Source organism: Gorillibacterium massiliense (genome assembly GCF_000455485.1).
GTDB lineage: Bacteria > Bacillota > Bacilli > Paenibacillales > NBRC-103111 > Gorillibacterium > Gorillibacterium massiliense.
Genome location: NZ_CBQR020000071.1, coordinates 18,118 through 38,521 on the forward strand (window position 1 = coordinate 18,118; position 20,404 = coordinate 38,521).

Annotated in this window: 15 protein-coding genes, 5 tRNA genes, 1 pseudogene and 1 other annotated feature; of the genes and pseudogenes, 18 read left to right on the top strand and 3 right to left on the bottom strand. The window is 45.6% G+C overall.

Translation table 11 applies throughout. From position 1 onward, the window contains the following. On the bottom strand, nucleotides 1-1,629 hold the full coding sequence (locus TJ79_RS07875) for an ABC transporter substrate-binding protein (RefSeq protein WP_040949750.1): 1,629 nt from the start codon (nucleotides 1,627-1,629) through the stop codon (nucleotides 1-3). 340 nt (nucleotides 1,630-1,969) lie between these two features. Here TJ79_RS07875 and TJ79_RS07880 point away from each other — a divergent pair, with 340 nt between their 5' ends. The 10 genes and pseudogenes from TJ79_RS07880 to TJ79_RS07925 all read left to right on the top strand — a co-directional run bounded on the left by TJ79_RS07880 (nucleotide 1,970) and on the right by TJ79_RS07925 (nucleotide 13,852). Next, on the top strand, nucleotides 1,970-4,843 hold the full coding sequence (locus tag TJ79_RS07880; protein ID WP_040949799.1) for a glycosyl hydrolase 115 family protein: 2,874 nt from the start codon (nucleotides 1,970-1,972) through the stop codon (nucleotides 4,841-4,843). A gap of 378 nt (nucleotides 4,844-5,221) precedes the next feature. Continuing rightward, the gene (locus tag TJ79_RS07885; RefSeq protein ID WP_337588932.1) at nucleotides 5,222-5,944 is read left to right on the top strand and encodes a formylglycine-generating enzyme family protein; all 723 of its coding nucleotides are present in this window, start codon (nucleotides 5,222-5,224) and stop codon (nucleotides 5,942-5,944) included. A 396-nt stretch (nucleotides 5,945-6,340) separates the two neighbouring features. Beyond that, entirely contained in the window at nucleotides 6,341-7,237 is an 897-nt protein-coding gene (locus tag TJ79_RS07890) for a helix-turn-helix transcriptional regulator (RefSeq protein ID WP_040949800.1), read from the top strand. Between the two features lie 68 nt (nucleotides 7,238-7,305). After that, nucleotides 7,306-7,746, top strand: a complete 441-nt coding sequence (locus tag TJ79_RS07895; protein ID WP_040949751.1) for a GyrI-like domain-containing protein — start codon at nucleotides 7,306-7,308, stop codon at nucleotides 7,744-7,746. A gap of 66 nt (nucleotides 7,747-7,812) precedes the next feature. After that, nucleotides 7,813-8,029 (top strand) — a binding site (T-box leader). Between the two features lie 41 nt (nucleotides 8,030-8,070). After that, nucleotides 8,071-9,933 carry an arginine--tRNA ligase gene (locus tag TJ79_RS07900; protein ID WP_040949752.1) on the top strand — a complete coding sequence of 621 codons (1,863 nt, stop codon included), beginning with the start codon at nucleotides 8,071-8,073 and terminating at the stop codon, nucleotides 9,931-9,933. A gap of 359 nt (nucleotides 9,934-10,292) precedes the next feature. Continuing rightward, nucleotides 10,293-10,457 carry a hypothetical protein gene (locus TJ79_RS27115; protein ID WP_155987806.1) on the top strand — a complete coding sequence of 55 codons (165 nt, stop codon included), beginning with the start codon at nucleotides 10,293-10,295 and terminating at the stop codon, nucleotides 10,455-10,457. Nucleotides 10,458-10,621: 164 nt separating this feature from the next. After that, a complete protein-coding gene (locus tag TJ79_RS07910; RefSeq protein WP_040949754.1) occupies nucleotides 10,622-11,215 on the top strand; it encodes an RNA 2'-phosphotransferase in 594 nt (197 codons plus the stop codon). Beyond that, nucleotides 11,196-11,981: a TatD family hydrolase gene (locus TJ79_RS07915; RefSeq protein WP_040949755.1), complete on the top strand. Its 786-nt coding sequence runs from the start codon at nucleotides 11,196-11,198 to the stop codon at nucleotides 11,979-11,981. Before TJ79_RS07910 ends, TJ79_RS07915 begins: the two co-directional genes overlap by 20 nt. A 23-nt stretch (nucleotides 11,982-12,004) precedes the next feature. Next, a complete protein-coding gene (locus TJ79_RS07920; RefSeq protein ID WP_238322886.1) occupies nucleotides 12,005-12,970 on the top strand; it encodes an ATP-grasp domain-containing protein in 966 nt (321 codons plus the stop codon). Nucleotides 12,971-13,005: 35 nt separating this feature from the next. Then, nucleotides 13,006-13,852 (top strand): annotated as a pseudogene (locus tag TJ79_RS07925) (ADP-ribosylglycohydrolase family protein). Here TJ79_RS07925 and TJ79_RS07930 read toward each other — a convergent pair. Both TJ79_RS07930 and TJ79_RS07935 read right to left on the bottom strand, forming a co-directional pair. Further along, nucleotides 13,841-14,647 carry a WYL domain-containing protein gene (locus tag TJ79_RS07930; RefSeq protein ID WP_040949757.1) on the bottom strand — a complete coding sequence of 269 codons (807 nt, stop codon included), beginning with the start codon at nucleotides 14,645-14,647 and terminating at the stop codon, nucleotides 13,841-13,843. The pseudogene TJ79_RS07925 and the gene TJ79_RS07930 sit on opposite strands and share 12 nt — an antisense overlap. Continuing rightward, nucleotides 14,622-15,947, bottom strand: coding sequence for a WYL domain-containing protein (locus tag TJ79_RS07935; RefSeq protein WP_040949758.1), 1,326 nt, complete (start codon nucleotides 15,945-15,947; stop codon nucleotides 14,622-14,624). Before TJ79_RS07935 ends, TJ79_RS07930 begins: the two co-directional genes overlap by 26 nt. A gap of 720 nt (nucleotides 15,948-16,667) precedes the next feature. On the opposite strand from TJ79_RS07935, the gene TJ79_RS07945 reads away from it, so the two are divergent. The 8 genes from TJ79_RS07945 to TJ79_RS07975 all read left to right on the top strand — a co-directional run bounded on the left by TJ79_RS07945 (nucleotide 16,668) and on the right by TJ79_RS07975 (nucleotide 20,384). Further along, nucleotides 16,668-16,742, top strand: a tRNA-His gene (locus TJ79_RS07945). A gap of 6 nt (nucleotides 16,743-16,748) precedes the next feature. After that, nucleotides 16,749-16,822 (top strand) — tRNA-Gln (locus TJ79_RS07950). Between the two features lie 6 nt (nucleotides 16,823-16,828). Next, nucleotides 16,829-16,904: transfer RNA gene (locus tag TJ79_RS07955), tRNA-Lys, on the top strand. A 6-nt stretch (nucleotides 16,905-16,910) separates the two neighbouring features. After that, a tRNA-Glu gene (locus TJ79_RS07960) sits at nucleotides 16,911-16,988 on the top strand. A gap of 75 nt (nucleotides 16,989-17,063) precedes the next feature. Further along, nucleotides 17,064-17,660, top strand: a complete 597-nt coding sequence (locus TJ79_RS07965; protein ID WP_040949760.1) for a ribonuclease H-like YkuK family protein — start codon at nucleotides 17,064-17,066, stop codon at nucleotides 17,658-17,660. A gap of 110 nt (nucleotides 17,661-17,770) precedes the next feature. Further along, nucleotides 17,771-17,835 (top strand) — tRNA-OTHER (locus TJ79_RS27120). A 200-nt stretch (nucleotides 17,836-18,035) separates the two neighbouring features. Continuing rightward, nucleotides 18,036-19,541: a TROVE domain-containing protein gene (locus tag TJ79_RS07970; RefSeq protein WP_040949761.1), complete on the top strand. Its 1,506-nt coding sequence runs from the start codon at nucleotides 18,036-18,038 to the stop codon at nucleotides 19,539-19,541. Between the two features lie 60 nt (nucleotides 19,542-19,601). Continuing rightward, nucleotides 19,602-20,384, top strand: coding sequence for a nucleotidyltransferase domain-containing protein (locus TJ79_RS07975; protein ID WP_040949762.1), 783 nt, complete (start codon nucleotides 19,602-19,604; stop codon nucleotides 20,382-20,384). Nucleotides 20,385-20,404: the final 20 nt, after the last annotated feature.

Consider the following 20,404-nt stretch of genomic DNA (forward strand, 5'->3'; position numbering starts at 1 on the left):
TCAACCTTTCACATGAACATCTTCAAAACGGATACTATTATTGGGAAGGACTTTCAGGCCATCAACGGAAGAGCGGGCGCCTATCAAAATATCCGGATAATAAAGCGGGATGTAAGGAACTTCATCCGCCAGGATCTGTTGAAGGTTGGCATAAACCTCCGCGCGCTTGTCTCCGTCAAGGGTGGTTTGGCCCTCGTGCAGGAGCTTGGTTACTTCATCGTTGGTGTAATGGGTCCAATACGATTTGCTGAAGCCATCCGGATCGGTTTGGAAAGCTATGATGGAATTGGCATCCGGAGAATCCGCCTGGCCGCTGTTGATCATCGCCGAGAAATTGTATTTGAAGAAACGGTCGCGGAATGTGGCCAGCTCCACGGATTCAATTTGGATATCGATACCGATGGCCTTTCCGGCAGCCTGAATGATCTGTGCCTCTTGGGCTCTCGAGCTATTCCCGGATGCGATCAGCAATTTCGTGGAAAATCCTTTCGGAAACTTGGATTTTGCCAGCTCCTCTTTAGCAGCGTTGGTATCAAAGTTAAGGGCTTTAATCGTGTCGTTCGTGTTATACGGGATTGCCGGCGGCAAGAGAGAATTGGCGGCTTTGCCGAACCCGAAGGTCACTGCATTGGTCAACCCGTTGCGGTCAAGGGCCAGTGCCAAAGCACGGCGAACGTGGATATCGGAGAAGTGCTCATCCAGCGTGTTGAAGAATAACTGCTCGGTAATCCAACTGCCGTTGGTCAAAACCGTCGTGTCAGAGCCTTGCTTCAGCTCATTGGCGTTTTGCAGAGCGACCGACTCGATGGCATCCACTTCGCCAGCTTTCAGCTGGTTAATCGCTTGGTTGTCATCGGTGACCAGCTTGTAGACAAGTTCGTCGATATAAGGCTTGCCTTCTTGCCAGTAGTTGGCATTTTTAACGAAAGTCAGATCGCCTGCCGGGTCCCATTTTTTGACGACGAAGGGGCCGGTGCCGACGGGGTTTTTGAAGAATTCTTCTTCAGTAACGCCGCCGAAGTCTTTCGGAATGACTCCATTGGAAAAGTTCGAGAGTTCCGAGAGAAACGGCGTATAAGCCTCTTTCAGCTTAATGACAAGGGTTTGATTGTCTTGGGCCGTTAGCGAATCGATCTTAGCCGATATTTCGAGAGGGCCGCCCACCTTCAAATGGCGCTGAATAGAAAAAACCGCGTCCTCTGCCGTAACGTCTTTTCCGTTCGAGAATTTCAAGCCGTCGCGCAAAACAAACGTATACGTCAATCCATCCGCGCTGATTTCATGGGACTTGGCCAGCCAATCGACGATTTTGCCGTCACTGTCAAAGGCGACTAGCGGTTCGAAAATCTTATCGATGGCAAAAGCATTGTTTGCTGTGATCTGATTGTGCAAATCAAAGGAGGTTACGGAAGCAGGGCGGGCATAGGTGAAGGTACCACCTGTTGCGGGTTTTTGGTCTGGAGATGCGCTTTGGCTAGCCGCCGTGCTAGGGGCAGGGCTTTGGCTTGCGGCGGAGCTTTCGTTCGTATTCTCTTTTGCCCCTGAGCAGCCGGCCAGAGCCACCAACAAAATGGCCGCCAGTGATCCGGCAAGAAACGGTTTTCTTAAAGACGCTGAAAATTTCGACATATCCTGTTACTCCCCTTTATTAAAAAGTGCGAAAGAGTTCCTAAAGCGGAACCTGATCATCCTTCCATCGAAGTGCCTCAAGTTGTCTTGTCAGCATTTAATTCGATTAATCCAATAAGCTTAGTATGGTTTATGGTAATCGATTTGTTTTTGTTTGACAACCTTTTTTCTTATTCCTATTGATGTATGCAAGAAAAAACATCAAACAAGTGCTATACTTATAGCATTGGTGCAAGATCGACGAATAAACTATCTATCTTGTATACTACGCTTGTAACCTTCAAATCAGACACGCTACCCAGCGTGACTTAATCACAAGGAGATCATTATGCATTTTTCAATGAATCGGCAGAGTATAATGGAAGGCGCTTTCTTTCTTGAGGAAAAGGCGGCATTTAGCGGGGTTCGCAAAATTGCCGGGAAGGTAGCGAAAGACATCGAGTTGGTTTTTGGTGTTCGTCCGACATCAGCGGAGGAAATGGATCAATTATCCTCTAGTGCGGTTATCTATGGAACGATCGGTCGGAGCCCCGTTTTGGAGAATCTTTCCCAACAAGGGCTGATTGATCTGGAAGAGATTAGAGGAAAGAATGAAGTCTATCTTTTTCAAACCATAGAGTTCCCGGGAAATGAAGCAAAGCAAGCGCTGGTTATTGCCGGAAGCGATAAAAGAGGAACGATCTACGGCCTGTTTCATCTTTCGGAGGTTCTGGGGGTATCTCCGTATGTAGATTGGTGCGATGTGCTGCCTCGGCACCGGGATGAGTTCGTTTTGGAAACCGGCTATAAATATGTATCAAAACAGCCGTCGGTCCGGTACAGAGGTTTTTTCATCAACGATGAGTGGCCTGCTTTCGGAACTTGGTGTCATAAGCATTTTGGCGGATTTAACGCGCAGGCTTACGATCATGTCTTTGAACTGCTGCTTCGGTTGAAAGGGAATTATTTGTGGCCGGCGATGTGGTCAGCCAGATTCCATGACGATGGCCCGGGGCTTGCCAATTCGGAGTTGGCGGATGAGTACGGCGTAGTGATGGGGGCTTCCCACCACGAACCTTGTTTGCGCCAAGGGGAAGAATACAAGTACTTGAGAGGCAAAGACTCGATCTACGGCGATGCATGGAATTTTAGAACGAATGAAGAGGGTATCACCCGGTTTTGGGCGGATGGTCTGAAACGCAGCGGCAAGTTTGAAAATGTCATTACCGTCGGGATGCGCGGCGAGGCGGATACGGCGATTATGGGCAAGGGAGCCACTTTTGCCGATAACATTACCCTGCTTCGCGACGTTATCCGAACGCAAAACCGTTTGATCAAGGAGCATGTGAACCCAGACCTGGAACAAGTGCCTCGGATGTTGGCGCTCTATAAAGAGGTGGAGCCCTTTTTCTATGGGGATGAACAGACGCCTGGCTTGATCGGCTCAGAGGATTTAGAGGATGTCATTCTCATGCTTTGCGACGACAATTTCGGTAATCTGCGTACCTTGCCCACGGAGGAAATGCGTGCTCACAAGGGCGGCTATGGGATGTACTACCATTTTGACTATCATGGCGGGCCGATTTCGTTTGAATGGATCAATAGCAGCTATTTGCCGAAAATATGGGAGCAGATGAGCACGGCTTATGATTTTGGCGTCCGCGACTTGTGGGTGGTCAATGTAGGCGATATTTGCACGCAGGAATTCCCTTTGGCTTATTTTCTGGATTTAGCCTATGATTTCGACCAATGGGGAACAAGTGCCATCAATAAAACGCATGAATATACCCAGTTGTGGGTGGACAAGCAATTCGAGGCTGTATGCGATGAAAAAGACCGGGAGAAAATCCATCGGATTCTCGACGGGTATACCAAAATCGCTCATAACCGCAGACCGGAGGCTATGAATGCGGACGTCTACCATCCGGTTCATTATCAGGAGACGGACAGACTGCTGGCAGAGATCGAGAAGCTCATGGACGAAACAAAAGAACTCTATGCGAAAATGGATGACGAGGCGATGCCCGGCTTCTTTTCCTTGGTGTATTATCCGGCGATGGGAAACCTGAATCTACAGAAGATGCAGCTGCTGACTGGCAAAAATCATTATGCAGCGAAGCTTAATCTTATGGAAGCAAATCATTTGGCCGAGCAAATCAGAGCTTGCATGCAGCGGGATCGGGAGCTTGTGGAGGAGTACCACACCATCGATAATGGAAAATGGTATGGCATGGGATTGTCGGAGCATATCGGCTTCACGAAATGGAATGAGGATGAATGCAAGTATCCGGTTCTCATGCAAGTCATGCCTGCCGGAAAGCCAAGATTAATGGTCTCGGTAGATGGTACGGATCAGCATTCGGAGGGCAGCAGTTGGCACGTCAATAAACTTTATATGCGGGACTTCAAGCGGCCGGATATGACGGAAGCCTCCTTTACCATTAGCAGCGTCAGCGACCTCGATGCACCCTATGAGATTACGTGCGAAGTGCCATGGTTAATCTGTTCCAGCTATAACGGCATGTTAGACGGCAAAACCAAAGCATCGGAAAGGATTAAGGTGCAAATTGACCGCAGTAAAATGAATCAGGAAACCGAAGCGAGTATCGTGGTGAAGATCCCTAGCGGAACATGTACAATCATTGTGGATGCCAAACAGCCGGAACAAAGCGGATTGCCGGAAAAAACGTTTGTGGATACCCATGGTTATGTAGCCATCGAAGCCGAGCACTATTATGCCAAATCTGACAGCGGGCTAGCCGGTTTTCAGGTGATCGACGGATATGGCAAGACTATATCCGGCATGAAGGTGTTTCCGACGACGCAGTATTTTACGGCCGGTCAAGATGCTCCCTATTTGGAATACCAATTCGTTGTTCATGAAGCCGGAGCCTATGAAGTCGAATTGTACATGCAGCCTTCTAATCCGGTAACCACGGACAATACATTATCCTACGGTATTCAAGTCAATGATGGAAAGATTGATGTGATGAATACCATTCCTAAAGGGTTAAAAGTTGGAAAGGAGTCCAATCTCGAATGGGCTGCTAGCGTATTGGATAATATTCGGTGCCACAGCAGTGAGGTAATCTGCAATAGTGGGCTGAATCAAGTAAAGATCTTTGCCGTGAGTCCCGGATTCGTACTCGAAAAGTTGGTTATCTATCCAGCAGGTAAGAAGCCAGCAGAGAGCTATTTGGGTCCGACGGAGTCTTATTATATTGGCAAAAAGTGACGGTCATTTAGTTGTGGCCAAGCATTGTCCTCGATTATTCCGAAGACAATGCTCCAATAGAATAGATTCTGATTCTGCATATTCCACGCAAGTGGAGTGCTGTTCACTACTCGTAAGGAACGACTAAAAACAAGATGTATCGGTATTGACCCTTCCTACTTTGGAAGGGTTTTTCTTTTTAGAGATGGAATATTAAACCTTATAGGTGAAGCTATTGAACGGAGTGGGAACAATGGGACAAAGAGCGAATTTAGTTATATTTTAAGCATTTCTTATAACCGATTCCACGGCAAAGAGGTCACTTCCCACAAATGGTACATCTGAAGTGCGTAATATTGATGGTTCGTAGGTAAATATTGAAGTAGTCAGGGGGTCAAAATGACAATCGGAAAGTACGGAAGTGAGAGCGCGCGTTTTCTAAAAGATATAATGAATTTAATGGTACCAATAGAAGGTGGGACCGTTGAATTGCGCGATTATGTGAATGAGAATAAATGGCTTAGTTCTGATTACACTTTATCAGACCCTGGTAGAGGAAGTGATAGAAAGGTTATTACATGGACTGAAATGATCGAACCTTTCTACGTTATGAAGTATCCGGTAACACAACATTTGTATCATGTTGTCATGCATGGAGCAGAAGTAGAACCGAATGTGAATAACCTGCCAATTACGGAAGCTTCGTGGTTAGATTCTCTTGTCTTTTGCAACGAATTGTCCAGAATACTTGGCAGGACTGAATGCTACACAATCACAAATGAAAGTGAGAACACTATATATAACAAAAAAGCGAATGGCTTTCGATTACTTTCGGACGCTGAATGGCAGTATGCGTGTAAAGCGGGAACCAAGGGATATCGGTATGAAAGCATTGATAAGATTGCATGGTATCAAGAGAACTCCAATGGAGCAGCTCAACAAGTCGGAAAATTGCTTCCAAATGCATGGGGACTTTACGATATGATAGGAAATGTTTGGGAATGGTGCTGGGATATGTACGATTACGAAAGATACGGGAACTACAGAGTCTTCCGGGGAGGCAGTTGGGCTGAAGTGGAAAACAATTGCGGTTCTACGATTAGACGGAAAAGTATGGCCTGATTTCAAAATAGATGACCTTGGATTTAGAGTAGCCCTTACAAAACCATAAGAACACACATCGAGCATACGTTGAATTGAAATTGAGTAATTTTAACAGTATGCGATTGAGAAATCAGTGGCTTCATCGGCATCGATATTACACACGGGAACGCCTAAACCCTATTATAAATAACTAACTATTTATCGAATCCGAAAGAGTTCACGCTGAGATAACGTGAGCTTTTTCTATGTCATTGTTTTGGATAGGTCACGTTCGGCGGAATGGCACTATCAATCGGGCTTCTGTGCGCTTTTTGGGGTCAAAGAGCCATTGGGTAACATGTAGGGGACTTTTGCTTATGAAAATATGACTTAATGATGTCATATTATGAGTATATACTGAAACAAGGTGATGAAATGCAAATTAACCGATTATTTGAAATCGTATATATACTGCTGAACAAAAAAACAGTAACATCTAAAGAGCTTGCAGAGCGGTTTGAGGTTTCATCAAGAACGATTTATCGTGATGTTGAAACGCTATCCGCTGCGGGAATCCCTGTTTATATGAGCAAGGGTAAGGGTGGCGGCATTTCACTGTTACCCGATTTTGTACTGAATAAGGCTGTAATAACAGTTGAAGAAAAAGAAGACATTCTATCTTCGTTAAAAGCTATGAATGCTGTTAATCTCAGTAAAGCAAATACTGCACTTCATAAACTTAACAGCATATTTGGCGAATCCAATACAGACTGGATTGAAGTGGATTTTTCTTCTTGGGCTGACGAACAGAACGAGACTGAGATATTCAATACAATTAAGTCTGCTATATTAGGAAAGCGAGTCATTCATTTTGCCTATGCCAGTTCAAAAGGGCAGCAGACAGCACGAGAAGTAGAGCCATTAAAACTTTGCTTCAAAAGTAGTGCATGGTATTTATATGGATATTGTAAGTCGAGGTGTGATTTTCGTTTCTTTAAGTTAAGGCGAATCAGGAAGCTCTGTATATCTGAGCAGAATTTTCAAAGGAAGGTTTCAAATTCAATTTTTTCTGAGGAGAATGTGTTTCAGGAAGAGTATGTGAAACTGAGACTAAAGTTATCTATTGAAGTAGCTTATAGAGTATATGATGAATTTGATAGCTATAAGCAGCAAGAGGACGGAAGTTTTATTGTAGATATCAACTATCCAAAGGGTGAATGGATATTTTACTACATTGCCACATTCGGCAGTCATTGTGAAGTCTTAGAACCACTGGATGTGAGGAATGCTGTGAAAGATGAGCTCCAAAACACTTTGAAACAATATCTTTAATATGACACGCAGCTGTCGCATTAGACAAAATATAATAGCCAATATCAAATAGATGGAGGTTATTTATAATGAATTATGAGATCGTAAATCTAGAGCAAAAAACAGTGGTAGGTGTTAGTGCAATTACAGGAAATGCTGATCCTAAAATGGGTGAGGTTATTGGTGGGCTTTGGGAAAGGTTATATCTAGGTGGAGTACATGCTGCAATCAAAAACAAGACTAACGAGCATTCAATAGGGCTTTATTCTGATTACTCAAATGATCAATACTGTGTTACTGCCGGCTGTGAGGTTTCAAAACTAGAGAACGAGGAGCTGACTGTAAAGATCATTCCTGGAGGAAAATATGCAAAGTTTCCCGTACACGGTAACGTGGTTACTGCTGTTGCAGCTGCATGGGCTCAAATCTGGGAATTGGATTTGAACAGAAGCTTTACTGGGGATTTCGAGGAATATCTCAATAGTGATTTGGAAAATGCAGACATTGATATTTATATTGCATTGAAATAAACCTAATGCGCTTAAATCTTAAGGTTGACTTTGTTGTATTGTTGGATATAATGTTTACAAAATACTCCAAATTCGAGGATTGGGAGAGTATCTGTTATTTCAAGTCAAAGCGAGCCGGGATTGGTGAAAGCCGGTACTGGATGAACAGTGAAACGGACCCATGAGAATGACTTCTGAATTCTGTAGTAGGAAGTCACGGCAAAGACCGTTATCTTTTCGAGTGGTTAAACGTATGTTTAACAACAAGAGTGGTACCGCGAACGCAAAAGCCTTCGTCTCTTTATTGAGATGGAGGCTTTATTTTTTTAGGGGAGGTTTATTCAGATGATAAGCCAGTTGATCATTAACAATATCAAGAAGTCTGTGGAAAATCTGTTTGACGATCTAGGAATCAACCATGGTGATGACATAAAAGTCTATCTCGAACAACCTGCACACATTGAACATGGCGATTATTCAACGAATGTTGCAATGCAACTTGCCAAAGCTTTAAGAAAGCCGCCATTTCAAATAGCGACTATGCTTAAAACAAAGCTGGAGCAAGATGGAAACATCGAGAACATGATGAGTAGGATCGAAGTTGCACATCCAGGTTTTATAAATATGTATATCGATTGGAGTCAATGGGCTCTGAAGGAATTCACTTTGCCTTCAAATAGAGGTGAAAAGGCTGTTGTAGAACATACTTCCATCAATCCGAACAAATCAGCCCATATCGGACATCTGAGAAACTCATGTATTGGTGATGCAATCGTTCGACTCTTAAAAAGGTCAGGATATAATGTCGAAGTGCATAATTATATTGATGACTTGGGCAATCAGCTTGCGGATACGGTTGTAGGGCTCTTGAACACTTCCCATAAAAAAGACCACTTACGTTTTGGTGATTTCTGCTGGGACATTTACTCTAGGGTTAATAAGGAGTACGAAAGTAATCCTCAGTTAATTGAACAAAGAACAAAAGTTCTACATTCACTGGAGGAAGGGAATGAAAACTTATCATGGGTTGGCTTACTTGTTGCCGAGCGAATTGTGCGTGAACATCTCGAAGAAATGAATGAGTTCGGTATACATTATGACCTCTTAGTGTGGGAGAGCAATATTGTAAGGGAAGGATTTTGGGCATCGGCATTTAACTTACTGAAAGAAACGACGCAATTTTATAGGGAAACTTCAGGAAAGTTGGAAGGGTGCTGGGTATTAAAACAGGCTTCAACTGAGGTAGATGATAATGAATCAGAACATAGTATCGATAAAGTATTAGTTCGATCAAATGGCATTTTAACCTATACCGCTAAAGATATCGCTTATCATCTTTGGAAATTTGGATTACTTAAAAAGGACTTTTTGTATAAACGTTTTTCAGAAGGTCTTTGGACTACGAGTGCAAATGGAACCAACTCATCTTTTGGTAAGGCGGATATTGTTATTAATGTAATCGATCATAGGCAAGAATACCCGCAAGCAATGGTTAAACAAGCGCTTGAAATCTTGGGGTATGAAGATCAAGCCGAAAAGCTTCGTCATGTCAGTTATGGAGTGGTATCGTTAAGTCCTGGGGCTGCAAGAGAACTTGGGATTGATACATCAGATGGCCGAGCATCATATGCAATGTCCGGAAGACAAGGAATAGGGATAAAGATATCCGATCTACTTGACCACATGGAGGTGATTATTGAAAACAAACGTTCCGATAAAAATGGTATGTCTAGCCGAATCATTGCAGCTGCAGCTATTCGCTACTATCTTCTTCGCTTTAGTTTATTAACAGAGGTCGTTTTTGATATCCAACAGGCAACAGAAGTAACAGGAAATACAGGAGTATATTTAATGTATTCCTATGCACGTGCCGTAAGTATCCTAAGCAAAGCAGAAGTTGAAATGAACATGAAACCTAGTCTGCCTAATGAAATAGCGCAGATTGAAAAGGCAGAATATGCATTACTTAGGCACATTTCAACTTGGCAAGATACTCTATTTATTGCATGTAACGAACTTTCCCCGAACATGATATGTAATTACGCATATGAGCTCGCAACATTGTTCAATAACTTTTATGCAACTTGCCCAATCCTTAAAGCTGATAGCGATAAGATACCTTTAAGACTTTGGCTTACCCTAAAATTCAAAGAAACAATCGGAGATGCTCTCACGGTTCTTGGTTTACCGACTCCTAACCGAATGTAGAGCCGGAAGGCATGAATCCATCGGTTGTGTTTTATGCTATGAGCAGTGAAAGGATTGGTGAACTAGATGAAAGGCAAAATTCTAATTATAGATGATGATGCTGAATGAAGACGACTATTAAAACGCTGGCTACTCCATCCGAAAAACCTTGCCCCTTGGTACGAACGGCAGATGCTGTCCTTTCGGAATAAGGAAAGCATGCTCGCGGCGGATACTTAATCTATCGCAGAAACCATCCGTAATAATCAGTAACGGTCCCTTCTTTGGAAAGTCCTCCGCATGCTCCAACAAATCAATACCGGGCTGCAGGATGGTGCCCCCTCTGCCTTTGATAGCTACCTTGTCCGCTATCAAAGAATGTGAAGCAAAAGCTTCGCACCTCGCTTAACGAGTATCAACTTGGGATGCGCATGTTGGCCATTCCGTTTGAAGAGATAGCGCCTGAGCATGAAACGTATAAAGAAATAGCGGCTAATTTGCTGTTCGAAGTCGCTCAGGAGCGGGAGATCGATCCGCGGTTATAGCGTTTTTTAGAGTGTCTGAATCCTTCGAGGGATTCGGACACTCTTTTTATATGGGAGAAGGAACATTTGGATTTAAATGAATCTTCCCATCCCGCAGTTATTACAAAGGGTTATAATACAGGAAATGGAATTTAGTTTGAAGTTACGGGAAGTGAAGAAAAGTGATGTTAAATCAAACCATGGAGAAAAATTTGAGCAAATGGATGAGCAAAATGCTCCGGCATACCCCAGAGGAATATGGCATTGTTTTAGATCCTGAGGATGGTTCGTGCCCGGTTAGCTTGTTATTAGAGGCTGTTCAGAACCAACCTAATTGGTCATGGGTGAAAAGAGAAGATATTGAGCAGGTGGTCCGAAATTCGGATAAGCAGCGGTTTGAGATCGCCCACGATCGAATAAAAGCAAGGTACGGTCACAGTCATGATAAAATCCAGTATTCACCAGGCGAACCTCCGGCTGTTCTTTATCACGGCACGAACAAAAAAGCTCTCCCGTCGATTTTGAAGGAAGGGCTGAGTCCAATGAACCGGCAGTATGTTCACTTGTCGGAAGGCACCCATTTCGCTACGCTGGCGGGAAGCCGAAGAGGTGAGTTAGTCATACTCAAGGTAGATACGATAGAGGCGAAACAATTGGGCGTTACTTTTTATTATGCAGGGAATGAAGTGTGGTTGGCAGACGGTATGCCGTCTTCATGCTGCACGGTATGGATATCACAAGAAGGGGAGCAATCGAACCATGAGCAATCCAATCATTGATATCGGTGTCAATTTGATGCATCGATCCTTTCACCAAGATCGGGAGTTAGTTGTCGCACGAGCGACTGAAAATCACGTCACGCCCCTTATCATTACAGGGACGAGCCTGAGAAACAGCATAGAAGCGTCCCGTTATGCCGGGCGATACCCTGGAAAGTTGTATGCTACAACAGGAGTTCATCCCCATGATGCGAAGAACTGCAACGAAGAGACAATCACGAAAATAAAAGAACTGGCGGCACTTCCGCAGGTAGTAGCGATCGGAGAATGCGGCCTGGATTATAATCGTGATTTTTCGCCGCGGGACGTACAGCGCAAATGGTTTACGGAGCAAGTGGGGTTGGCGCTTGAGTTAAACATGCCGTTATTTCTGCATGAGCGGGAGGCTTTTTCAGATTTTGCTTCGATTCTAAAGGAAAACGAGGTCAAGAAGGCCGTTGTTCATTGTTTTACCGGAACAGTACATGAGCTTAATACTTACCTTGAATTGGGTTTCCATATTGGGATAACCGGCTGGATTTGCGATGAACGTAGAGGCAATCATTTGAAGGAACTAGTCCGAAGGATTCCGTTGAACCGCCTTATGATCGAGACAGATGCACCGTTTTTGACTCCGCGAGATTTGAAGGAAAAGCCGGTAGATGGACGGAACGAACCTGCATTCCTGCCGCACATCCTGCAAACTGTGGCCCGATGCGTCGAAAAATCGGTGGATGAGGTTGCGAAGGCTACGACGGAGACAGCAAGGGAGTTTTTCGGTATTTAATGATGTCGAAGTGAAAACACGAGATGGATGATATTTTTAATGGCATGGAGGATACTGGGATGAAGGTCTTATTTTGCTCTGATCCTTTGAATAACAAGGCTGTTGACCAAGAATATGAGCAAGAATACAAATATGCTCGAAAGTTAGGGATGGATGTCTATCTGATCTCACTGGAGTCCGTTTTAGTGGGGGAGCTAGCCCAAGCAGTTAAGCAGGTTCCAACATTCGAAATACCTGAAAGATTCATCTACAGGGGATGGATGATAAAGCCGCATGATTACGACCAGTTATATCTCGCATTAGAGCGGAAAAACGCCGTCTTGATCAACTCTCCCTCCGAATATAGAAATGGACACTATTTTCCTTATTCATATGAGGTAATTAAAAAGGTAACTCCACATAGCATTTGGTTTGAAATAGGAGAACTAGCAAACGGGTTTGACGATCTGTTTGAAAAGATTCGTATATTTGAAAACAAACCAGTCATTGTCAAGGATTACGTAAAGTCCAGAAAACACGAGTGGGAAGACGCATGTTACATACCTGATGCCTCAGACAAGCAAAGAGTTCAAAAGGTTATCCAAACCTTCATTGATCGTCAAGCCACGGAGTTAAATGGCGGTATTGTGATTCGCGAGTATATTCAACTGGAGCAACTATCCAAGCATCCCAAAAGCGGTATGCCGTTATCGAACGAGTATCGGCTATTTTTCCTTCATCATAAGCTGGTTCAGTGTATGGGGTATTGGGATGAAGCGGTTTATCAACAAGGGATTCCAGAGCTGGATTCGTTTATAGAGTTAGCAAAGGGAATATCGAGTCAGTTTTTTACAATGGATATTGCCAAGACCACTAGTGGAGAATGGACGGTTATCGAAATAGGGGATGGGCAGGTTTCAGGGCTTCCAAGTCATGCGGATTTGGACCATTATTATAAATCGATTCTGGAAATAGAGGTAAACAAAGAGGAAGGGGGGATGACAACATGAATGATGAACATTTGCTCGATAGAATCAAAGGCGTAATGTATGGGGTTGTCGTTGGGGATGCATTGGGAGGAACGACGGAATTTTTGACTATCCCGGAGATTCGTTCCCAATATGGATACCTAAAAGATATCATCGGCGGCGGGGTCTGGAAGTTGGAGCCTGGGGAAGTGACCGATGACACCATGATGACGCTTTGCATAGCAGAGGGCATCCTGGAAAATCCGGCTGATCCGATGGAGCCGATCGGACGCCGTTTTTTTGGATTGGTATCGTTCCAAACCGAAAGATATCGGCAACACGATTCGCCACGTTTTTAAAAGCTACACAGGGAATTGGTTTGAGGCGGCTTTCCTGACGGATCTGGATCTGGGTCAAAGTGCCGGAAATGGGTCGTTAATGAGATGCCTTCCTGTGGCATTAGCCTATCGAAGTCTTTCTGATATAGAACAGGTGTCCAGGATACAGTCCAAGATGACCCACTACGATGAGCGGTGCAATGACGCATGTGTGATCTATAATCGGATAGCTTTTCGCCTTCTTCATGGTGAAGAACTAAAAAGGGCGATCTTGAGCGAGATAAAGGGATCGGAATACGAGTCGTTAGTTGAAGAAGCGCCGGATTGTGAATCAAGCGGCTTTGTCATCCATACCTTTAGGTGGGTTCTGCACATTCTCCTCAGCTCATCTGATTTCAGCGAAGTCGTGCAGCGAGCGGCCAATTTAGGCAATGACTCCGACACAATCGGCGCGATTGCCGGAGGTCTTGCGGGTGTTTATTACGGGTATCGCGCGATTCCGTCGACTTATTCGCAGGTGCTTTTGATTAAAGATCGATTGGACGAAGTCTCCAATGGTCTATATCAGCTACGGCTAGGAGGATGACGACTCATACCGTGCCAACGCCTTTGTTGCCGACTCCATCATGCGCGACTTCAGGCGTTCGCCTTCTTCGATTTTCACCCGCAAACCAAGAAAGCGGATTTTCGATAAAAGAAACTCACTTTCGTCGGCGGGGTAGGTGACATGGACCCTGTAGATATCGGACGCTTCATCGTAAGTCACCGTTTTTTCAAAACAGGAGAAGGCATAAAGAATGCGGGATAATTCCGTATTGTAGGATTGAACCACTTGAATGACGGCCAGTTCTCGACGCTGTTGAAGCAAGTGCTCCATTAAAGCTTTAAGCTCCGTGATTCGATCCTCGGTCAAGATGGTTTCTTCGACGGAAACGATATTTTGCAGCTTGGTGGACATCAGGGAGCGGTTACGGGTGCAGTACCACTGCAGGTACCACTCCCTTTTGACCATGTTATATTCCAGCATATAGGGAAAACCGGACTGGTTGGCCTTCACGCCGCCATGCTTGATTTTATAGGTGAGCCGAATTCCCCGGTTCTGCATGATCATTTTGCGAATGGAACGGAGCAACGGATGGTAAACCTGCCGTTCTTGGCTTTTGGCTTTTTCAATAATGATACCGCGGATTTCGGTAGACGGTTCGGCTTGAAGGAGCTGATATAGCTTGCTCAGGGTTTCCGGCGTAAAGGCCTCCAGCGATGCCGGGTGATTCAGCATCGTCTTTAGCCATGTCCGTTCCTGGGATGTGAGCGCAAAGGAGCCTGCTTCGTCGAGGCGCGAGATAATTTGGTAATTAAAGATTTTCTCGAACAGGTTCATAGTAATTCTGAATCTCCTTCCACTCCGCGATAAATTCCTTCCGCAACCAAGCGGGTTCCAGCACTTCGCAGCTTGACCCGAAGCTTCGCAGCCAAGGCTTGATTTCATAGATCCCGTTAACGGTTATTTCATAGAGAAATGACGAATCGGATTCCTCCGAAATCGTTCCCCACTGCCCTTGCGCCTCTACCCGCTCGCGAACGAAATTGGCTTTGGATCGGTCGGGGTTGTAGAAACGCGCTACAACTTTTACGGCACGCAACGTATCGATGACCCAGCTGTATTTTAGCTGATCTTCAAGAACACTCAGTCTTTGGGCGAATTCTTCTTCTGTAACGGCCTCGCCTTCTTCCATTTGAGTCAAGCCTTCCATCCGGAACTTCACGACACCAAGCCGCGCATTATGTCCGGTTAGATACCAGCGCCCATACTGATGGTCATACACAACCCGAAGGGGAAGGATCGACTGAACATGGCCTTCCGTTTCCCGTTCAAAAAGAGGATTTGTATTTTGGGAAGCATAGTTCTTGCCTTTTTTCGGAGACAGATAAAGAAAGCTCAACCTTTTTCGCTGCTGAATGGCTTTGAAAATGGTGTACAGGTGCGCTTCATCAAGAATACGCGAATGGTAATGGTATTTATACCGGTGGGTTTCCGTTGCATCCGGATGAACGCTTTTTTTACGCAGTGCCTTTTTTAAGGTGTCGCGCAACAAATAGCCTTGTACCGACGGTACTTGCGTGTTGGCCATGACATCCACATAATCGAAAAGATCCAAGAGCTCATCATCGGATAAAAGGTTGATTAAATCATTTGCGGCTTTGTATTTATACGGCCGTTTATCATCCAAGCGAACGATAACGCCGACTTCTTCTAAATACTTCAAGTCTCCACGCACCGTTTTCTCATCGGGAAGCGGATAGTCTACGGGCATTTCCTCGACACATAGGTCCTGCAAGTCTTTGGCTGTCATCTCCTGAGTTTGGAGCGCTGTCAATAGTAAGGTTAGGCGTGTGCTTTCCGTTTCTTTCAGGGATTTCGCCCGATATAGAAAGAGCAGCAGTGGATCGGCGGACTCATAATAATTGTAGCGCAAGCCTTCGGACAGCTCCGTTCCCTGCTTTTTCGAGAGATTATGATGCAAGGTGTTGAACATCTCTTTGAGATTTCGCACCGTTTTGTCATACGTATGTATGGAGATGCCGAGCCTTTCGGCGAATTGCTGCCGGTTATAGGCGCCACCAGCTAATGCCAGCATGCGAAGAAATTGAATTTCTTTATCAAAGCTTTCCCGAGCCACTTGCGTTCCTCCAAACGGTTTTGAATCCGGATCCTCTTCATTTTATCAATCGTAGGAACTGGTGGAAATGGTATTTTTTTAGACATTCTTTTTCTTCGCCATACTTTCGCCCTGTTCGCGGGTTATCGTTTCGACGATAATCATGTTATGAAGCTGAGGCCGTGAGGCGCAGATTTCACGAAAATCACGGAGGCGCCTGGAAGGGATACTTCGGTGGCATAAACTGGTTCGAATCCAATCCGCTCCGTTCCCATCAAAGGGAATGAAGCGTGCAAAAGCCTTTCCAACCCCTTTTCCTCCGTTTACTACTTTAAATTTTCCAAGAAAGGAGTGCAGAAGCATGCATGAAATGAATCGATTTCCAATGATAAAAGAGTTCGTTTACGAAGAACAGTCCATTAAAAATCAGCTAGAGAGAAACGATTTACATGACTTCTTCACCCAATCTTATAGAGGCAATCTTTACAAACGCAAATCCGGTTCGGTTAGTCGGTTTTATTCTTCAGGCTAACTCCTTCCGTGATAGAGTTGCATATGCGTTCACGTAAAGACTGCTTGGTGCCGAGCGGTCTTTTTCTATGGTCAAAATGCCATGGGAAAGGATCTGAGGCAACAGGGGTCTTTTTTCTTACCAAAGTCGGGCTATCCAGCAGCCGCGTCAGCTGATTTCCTGCAGTCTTGTAGGAGTTGAACGGAAATAGGGTAGCTCATCATGATTCGGAGGCCATGGCGAAATGGCTAACGCAGCGGATTGTGACTCCGCGACTACCAGTTCGATTCTGGTTGGCCTCCCCAAACTTAAGCCCGGTAGCCAAGAGGCAAGGCAGATGACTTTGACTCATCCAACGCAGGTTCGAATCCTGCCCGGGCTGCCAACATATGGGTCCATAGCTCAGATGGAAGAGCAACCGTCTTTTAAGCGGTCGGCCGAAGGTTCGACTCCTTCTGGACCCACCAACACTTGGCGTGGTGGTGAAACTGGTTGAACACACGGGCCTTTCAAGTCCGGATTTGCGGGTTCGAGCCCCGTCCACGCCTCCAAATCTTTATAGGGTTGTATCCTGTCAAACTCTATTATGAAAGGAAGAAGCCAACCTTGCGTCACAGGTGACACTTATGAAAAGACGACAACTCCCCATGATTCACGAAACCTTATTCCGCAACGTTATGGAACGAGAACTGACGCTGAACGAAGTGTTTTACCGAATTCGGAGCTTTATGGAAATCGATCCGCGCGCGTCTTACCAATTGGTGATTGGAACGGATGCTCAGGTGCATACAGGACATACGAAGTTCATTACTTCCATAGTTATTATTCGGCCTGGCCGGGGAGCATGGTTCTGCTATCGTCAAGTCATCATTCCCCGCGAGATCAAATCCCTTCAAGAAAAACTCAGTCTGGAAACGACGTTCAGCCAGGAAATCGCGATGTATTTTGACCATGAAAAACGGGCTCGTCTCGAAGACATCGTCATGCCGTACGTTTATCAGCAAGCAGGTTTGCAGCTGTTTATTGATATCGATGCAGGTACGGATGCGAAACGAAACCGGACTTCGGCGTTAGTAGCGGATTTGGTAGGAAGAATTGAAGCAATGGGACTATCGGCTAGAGTCAAACCGGAAGCAATCGTGGCATCATCCGTTTCCAACCGTTTTACCAAGACTCCATATCGAGGTGCTGGGGTAAAAACCGCATCTCCGGTTTTCGGATAAAATTTTCCCGTCGGCATACTTCCGCCATGTTCGGAAAACCGAGGATGAGCGATGATAGGAGCATGAAACAGAGATAAGCGTTACGAATGAAAAGAAAAACGGATTGTTGAGGCGCATGGAAGGGTTACTTCGACTTTTAATCGGCTTGTCGTTGGTTCGAGTCCAACTCCCGCCGCTAGGTGGGATAGCTCAGATGGTAGAGCAGCACGTACCTTTCCGGCTTTTTCCTCAACGAATCCCATAAAGGTTTCAGAGCGAGGCGAATGAGAGGGCTACTTCGTCAAAAAGTATAGGGGTGGTATGGGCGGATAACCGGCCTACCGCATGCCTTCTCAGTTCTTTTTCCTCGCTCTTCCAATTAAGGAGGCAATACCGATGAGTTACGCAAAGAAACTATTTTCGGCTATAAGGCCGACAATCAAGAACAGAGACGGCTATCCAGCATATGCTCGCTCTGCGGAAGAGCAATACGTGCAAACGCTGGTAACCAATACATTCGGGAATACGTTCTATGCAGACCAGCAAGAGCTGTTGTCGGAAGCGGATGGGTTGCACCACGAAATGGTGCAAAGCAATCCGCAGTTCATGGCCAAAGCGCTTGTCTATGCAAGAAATGAAGGATACATGAGGCTGCAGCCGTTGTACGGCTTAGCGATTTTGTCGATGGTTCGTCCGGATTTGTTCGCTAAAATTTTCTTGCAGGTTGTACGGACCCCTTCGGATTTAACTGACTTCTTGACGATCCTGCAAGGAATGGGAAGAGGAGAAGGCGGCCGGGCGGTGAAACGGCAAGTGAACCGGTTCTTGAGCGGTATGTCCGAGTACTGGGCAATCAAGTACAATGGTCGCGGCAGGGGCTACAATCTGGGCGATGCCATTGCGACGGCTCACCCGAAGCCCACTGATTTGAAACAACAAGCGCTGTTTCGTTATTTACGCGGTCATGAAGCAAACCTGTCGCTGCTCCCTCAAGTTATGGCGTTCGAAGAAATGAAAAAGGCACCTACCGAGGCGGAACAACTGCATTGGATCGAATCCGGCAGACTGCCCCATGAGGTTGTAACCGGTGCAGTGAAACCGACCAAAGCAGTATGGGAAGCTTTGATCGACCAGATGCCGACTTTTGCGCTCTTACGTCACTTGAACGCTCTTGAAAGGTCTGGAGTACTGGAGAATCGTTATCATCTCGAGAAAGTCGTTTCCCGGATAACTGACCAGCGCGCGCTGCAAAAAGCGAAAATTTTGCCCTTCCGCTTCGCCAAAGCATTCCGCCAGGTTCAGCACCCGGTGTTACAGGATGCGCTTCGGGATGCGGTTGAGTATACATTTTCAAACCTACCTGAACTTGAAGATCGGACGGCCATCTTTCTTGATATCTCGGGATCGATGAACGGTGAATACTTGCAGATCGGATCGGTTTTCGCGCTTGCCTTGTATAAAAAAACGCGGGGCAACTCCTTGTTCTGGCTGTTTGATACCGCGGTAGAGGATGCCAAGCCTTCCCGCCGGGACAGTATTTTGACGCAAGCGGACCGGATTCAAGCCCGGGGCGGCACGGATACCGGAGCTCCGGTACGGAAGCTGTTAGCCGAGGGGCGCAAGGTCGATCAAATCGTCATCATCACGGACGAACAACAAAACAGCGGGAGCCCGTTTTATGTGGCGTTGCAAAAATACCGTGACAAAGTGAACCCTGCCGTCAAAGCCTTCATCATTGATATTGCGCCTTACCGTAGCGCCATGGTTCCTCCGCAAGATCCTAACACGTTCTACATATATGGTTGGAGTGATACGGTGCTGAGTTACATCGCGCAGTCAGCGAAGGGCTATGAGTCGATGGTGCAACAAATTGAAGATATGGATTTGGGGGCTGAGGTTTAAAGCTGAGAAAATAAGAGATTGGCCGAGGCCCTCGTTTTACGGAAGTTGAGGTGAAAATAGATGCAAGCTATACAAAAAGTAATAACGGAACAACTGGATTTCTTGGAGCAGCAAGAGCAGATCCGTATCCTTTATGCATGCGAATCGGGAAGTCGGGCGTGGGGATTTCCCTCGCAGGACAGTGATTACGATGTTCGTTTCATTTATATCAGGCAACCGGACTGGTATCTGTCCATCTTTGATAAGCGGGATGTTATCGAACGGCCCATCAGTGAAAAACTCGATATCAGCGGTTGGGATTTGAGAAAAGCGCTGAACCTTTACCGCAAATCCAACCCGCCTTTGCTGGAGTGGTTGCAGTCGCCGATTCGTTACGCCGAAAAACACGGTGCAGCCAAGCAGCTTCGGGAAATTTCTCCGCTGACTTTTTCACCAAAGTCGTGTATGTATCACTATCTCAACATGGCTCGAGGCAACTACCGGATGTATTTGCAGGGAGATCGGGTCAAGATCAAGAAGTATTTTTACGTGCTGCGGCCAGTTCTGGCCTGTGAGTGGATCGAGAGATTCAACGAAATGCCTCCGATGGAATTTGATGTTCTAGTCGATAGGCTGATTCCAAAAGACGAAGAGCTATGGCACATCATCCAGCAATTGCTTGCCCGGAAGAAAGCAGGCGATGAGTTGGACTACGAGCCCAGGTTGAATCCCATCAATGATTATTTAGAAGATCGTCTTCAAAAACTGGAGAAAATCGCAGCAGCTATGAAATCGACCGATCGGAAGATGGATGGACATCTCGACTCTTTATTCCGGGCAACCCTGCGGGAGGTTTGGGGTTGATGTTCGGAGGGTAACGAAAG